Source organism: Bacillus sp. LL01 (genome assembly GCF_001037965.1).
The window spans coordinates 1-4,238 of the sequence record NZ_LFEL01000174.1 but is presented as its reverse complement, the minus strand read 5'-3'; the positions used below and the strand labels follow the sequence as shown (position 1 = coordinate 4,238).

6 protein-coding genes are annotated in these 4,238 nt (G+C 38.4%); 1 reads left to right on the top strand and 5 read right to left on the bottom strand.

Annotation, left to right across the window (positions count from 1 at the left end):
* The 5 genes from AB685_RS27300 to AB685_RS27280 all read right to left on the bottom strand — a co-directional run.
* A partial coding sequence (locus AB685_RS27300) for an ABC transporter permease (protein ID WP_047973744.1) occupies positions 1 to 910 on the bottom strand: 910 nt, incomplete at its 3' end.
* Positions 903 to 1,802 carry an ABC transporter ATP-binding protein gene (locus tag AB685_RS27295; protein ID WP_047973743.1) on the bottom strand — a complete coding sequence of 300 codons (900 nt, stop codon included), beginning with the start codon at positions 1,800 to 1,802 and terminating at the stop codon, positions 903 to 905. The genes AB685_RS27295 and AB685_RS27300, both read right to left, overlap by 8 nt.
* 66 nt (positions 1,803 to 1,868) lie before the next feature.
* The gene (locus tag AB685_RS27290) at positions 1,869 to 2,741 is read right to left on the bottom strand and encodes an ABC transporter ATP-binding protein (RefSeq protein WP_047973742.1); all 873 of its coding nucleotides are present in this window, start codon (positions 2,739 to 2,741) and stop codon (positions 1,869 to 1,871) included.
* A 24-nt stretch (positions 2,742 to 2,765) separates the two neighbouring features.
* Entirely contained in the window at positions 2,766 to 3,143 is a 378-nt protein-coding gene (locus AB685_RS27285; protein ID WP_047973741.1) for a GntR family transcriptional regulator, read from the bottom strand.
* 30 nt (positions 3,144 to 3,173) lie between these two features.
* Positions 3,174 to 3,905: a hypothetical protein gene (locus AB685_RS27280; RefSeq protein ID WP_047973740.1), complete on the bottom strand. Its 732-nt coding sequence runs from the start codon at positions 3,903 to 3,905 to the stop codon at positions 3,174 to 3,176.
* A 168-nt stretch (positions 3,906 to 4,073) separates the two neighbouring features.
* Between AB685_RS27280 and AB685_RS30680 the strand changes: the two genes are divergently transcribed.
* Positions 4,074 to 4,238: YhzD family protein (locus AB685_RS30680; RefSeq protein ID WP_082153793.1), on the top strand; the 165-nt coding region annotated here is incomplete at its 3' end.

Below are 4,238 nucleotides of genomic sequence, written 5' to 3'. Positions count from 1 at the left end.
TGGCAGCAAGTGTTGCATACAGGAGATATCCTAACAAAAAGAATAATACAGCATAGCCGATAAGATCTAGCGGAATACTTTTACCTAGTAACGTTTGAATCATTGTGAAGCCGCCTTCACCCTCCTCTTGGATAACAACAGAACTTCCCACTGCTACAAGAAAAATAAGGCCATATTGCGTGAGCGCCAACAACCCTATTCCCACTATTTTGCCGAACATTTGGGCCACTGGCGAAGCGCTCGATACGAGAATTTCCATCACTCGTGATGATTTTTCCGTTGCAATCTCTGTTGCGATCATATTGCCAAAGATTAGCACAGAGAAATAGATGACAAAAAGCAATACATATACAAACGACCTAGCTTGGTTCAACTCCCTCTCTGATCTAGCAGTTTCGCTGACAGTCGATGTTTTAAAAGAGATCGGGGAATAGATTTCAGCCAATGCCTCACTGCTCAAACCAAGCTCTTGAGTGACCTGGGTTTCTTTAATATGTTGAAGCGCATTTTGAATTTGCATAGGGGTAAATTGCTGTGCTAGTGAATCTGAATAAAAGGTAGCTCGAGGTAATCCATCATTGGATTCCTGCACCACTAATGCGGCACCATATTCCCCATCTGAAACTGCTTCTAGAGCCTCTTCTTCACTTAAAGATGTTTCAATTAATTGAATTCGATCAGTATGTGGTTCGAGTTGTTCAGATAAAGGCAAGAACCATTCCCCACTCTCTTCCACTAAAGCTACTTCTACTCCCCTACTCTCAGCATCCTCTTCAAACATCATGAAAATTCGGTCCATATTAATAATAAACATCATAAATACTAGTGTAATAGCTGTAGAGATCAAAAAGGCTTTTGACATTAATCGATTCTTATATGTATGAGCAAGAATGATACCAAAATTACGCATATGCTGTCCCAACTTTCTCAATAAAGATGTCTTGAAGGTTTGGTTCTTCTACCTCGAACTTCCTCACATACCCTTCTTTTGCAACGTGAGAGAAAATCACCTTCGCTACTTCCTCATCTTCAACTTGAAGCCTCACACCTTCTTGCTTTTGTTTAAATTTAATTACGCCAGGTAGGTTTTTCAAAGAATCAAAAGCTCTCTCTCCTTCAATGACGATGAACTTATTTCTAAAGCTCTGTTTAATTTCTCTTAAATTCCCTTGAACCACAGGACTTCCATGATGGAGAATACATAAATGCTGGCATAGCTMTTCTACATGGTCCATTCGATGACTCGAGAATACAATTGTTGTCCCTTGTCTCTTCAAGTCAATAACCGCTTCTTTTAATAACTCTGCATTAATAGGATCTAGACCACTAAATGGTTCGTCTAGAATAAGAAGTTCAGGCTTATGAATAACCGAGGCAATGAATTGAATTTTTTGCTGGTTCCCTTTTGATAACTCTTCAATTCTTTTTGACTCATAATCTGTTATTTTAAAACGTTCAAGCCATTTTTTCATTTCTACTAGAATATCTTTTTTAGCCATCCCTTTAAGGCGACCTAAATAGATGAGTTGGTCTCTTACCTTTAGCTTAGGATATAACCCTCTTTCCTCAGGTAGATAGCCGATTACATTTGTCCTCGAATAATCAATTTTTTGACCATTCCACGTAATCTCTCCTTCAGAAGGTTCAAGTAACCCAAGCATCATTCTGAAGGTAGTTGTTTTTCYGGCCCCATTCGCCCCAAGCATCCCAAACATTTCTCCGCTAGGTACTTCTAGTGACAGCTGATCAACCGCCACAGAATGACCAAAGCGCTTTGTAATCTTATTAATTTTAAGCGTCATCTGATTTCCGCCTTTCTTTTAATCTTCTATAGACCCTTGTGCTAAACGTCCTTATGTTATACGTCCTTACACAGATTTCGTTTCTTCTTTTAAAATGATTCGCAAAATTTCTCTTAGCTCTAACGGTTGAACGGAAGTGACTGAGGCACCCACCACTTTCAATTCTTGTTCAACTGTTAGAACATCTGATGTAACACATTCTACTAACGATCCCTGCCTGGTTACTGAGACCATTCCTTTAATATTTTTGACAGCAGATGAGTCTGCTGCCACCCACATACGACTCCACGACGCTATCAGGCCATCTTTTTCATACTGGCTGAGGATCTGGCCATCTTTCATTAACATTATATAATCAGCAAGCGTTCTAATTTCATCAGCTGAGTGCGTAGCAAATAAAATAGTTTGATCGTCTGCTCTTTCCATATAACGAACCATTTCATCTCTCATTTGTTCTTGGCCTTCAAAGTCTACTCCAGCTAGTGGTTCATCTAAAAATAAAACCTTCGACTTTCGCGCCAATGTTAAGGAAAGCATCGCTTTTTTCTGCATCCCACCAGAAAGTTTCTCCACTTGTTTTTTTAAGGGTAAATCAAATAATGAAGTAAGCCTATGAAACTCATTACGATTCCAGCCCGGATAACTCATTTCAAAGAAATCCGCTAATTGTGCTACTGTAAATCCTTGATACATAAGCGGTGTTTGTGGGACATAAGCAATTGCCTGCTTCCATCCCTTTTGACTGCTATCATCAAAATGATATTCAATCTCCCCGCCTTCCTTTTTCACTAAGCCCATCATTAGTTGGAATAAAGTTGATTTTCCTGCTCCGTTATTTCCAACAAGTGCTACGATACTGCCTGGTTCGATGTGACATGATATTGGTCCAAGTTCGAAGCTGCGGTCTACCTTTTTATGAATGTCTTTCAACGAAATCATTTCTTACCCCTCCCTGTAATCGCTTTATTCGGTTAAAGCTTCTTCTAATAATGTTCTTAATTCCTCATCCGTATAATTGTGCCGTCTTCCTACTTCTATTGCTCGTCTAAACGTCTCATATACAGCTTCTGCTTTTGCTTCTTTCTTAGATCGTTCATCTATTTCAGCTACAAATGTACCTCTGCCTTGGCTTGTTTTTATATAACCCTGCTGCTCTAGATTTTGGTAAGCACGTCTTGTGGTGATTACACTGCAAGCAAGATCTTTAGATAAGGCTCTTATAGACGGCAACGGCATTCCTGCACTAACATGCCCTGAAACAATGAGTGCTTTGATTTGTTCTTCGATTTGATGATAAATCGGAGTACGTGAGCCCTCTTGGACGCTTATTGGTAACTTCAATCAAAGACCTCCTTTCTGGTGGTAGAACAATTACAAATGATAATCTGTTTTATTTTCATAATACTTGTATGAAAAAATCCAAATGACCGTGGCAATCAACAAAAACAAGAGTGTAATCGCTAAAAGTAATAGAGGATTTGTTTGTACGACATTTATAGACCAAATAATATAAGGAGCTCCTGCCAACAGATTAAAAGCAGTTAGTAAAATAATAAGTACCACAATATAAATGACACTCCAAATCACCAAAGCTAAAGGTGAATATCTACCACCCGGTTCACCTGCTGCATACATTCCACCCCACACACAGCTGATGGCCAGCCAGCTTATWCCAAGAATGATTGCCTCAGCGACTGATAACYCTTCTCTTATACTGGTTGAGAAAACATAGAACAACACAAACACAATCGAATTAAACGTAAGGATATAAATCGCACTCATTATAAATCTGCTTTTCATAATGACTCGATCAGCAATAGGCGTTTGTTTTAGTAAGATAAAAAAGGAGCTGGCATACAAACCTCCTTTTACATCTTGGATGTTAAATGGTTTGTATCTTACCGTATAAGCGATTGATAGAGCACTAAAAAATAAAAAGTCATAAATGACAGGTAAACGTCCGCCCCCGCTTACTTCATCAATAAACTGTGTCCCTAAAAAAACAATTAAACCGATCGCAGCAGCCATCCAGACATACTTTATTAATGGTGTATTCTTCAACTCGAACAAAATGATCTTCCTAATTAATTGATTTTCCGACATGAGCTTCACCTCTTAAAGTGTATTGGTGTTTATATCTATATATACAGTATATGACCACTTCATTTAAAAAGCAATAATAAATAAACAATAATTTTCCATTTTTATTTCACTTGCTTATGTAAGCGTTTAATTTTACACTATTCTTACAATGGTGTAGGAGGTAATGGAATGAACGAATATTTTTTAACGGTTTATGAGGCGAATGGTGAAATGGTTTTTGAGGAGAAGATTGAAGCGGCCGATGACCAAGCAGCACAAGAAGTAGGGAAGAAGAAGTTGGATGAAAAGAACTTTACCAATCACACGCATCGTCTAACTTGCTCTGGTAAATTA

Bases quoted from the DNA above. Each gene is read 5' to 3' on its own strand.
- AB685_RS27290 (WP_047973742.1), bottom strand. From the start codon at position 2,741: ATGATTTCGTTGAAAGACATTCATAAAAAGGTAGACCGCAGCTTCGAA.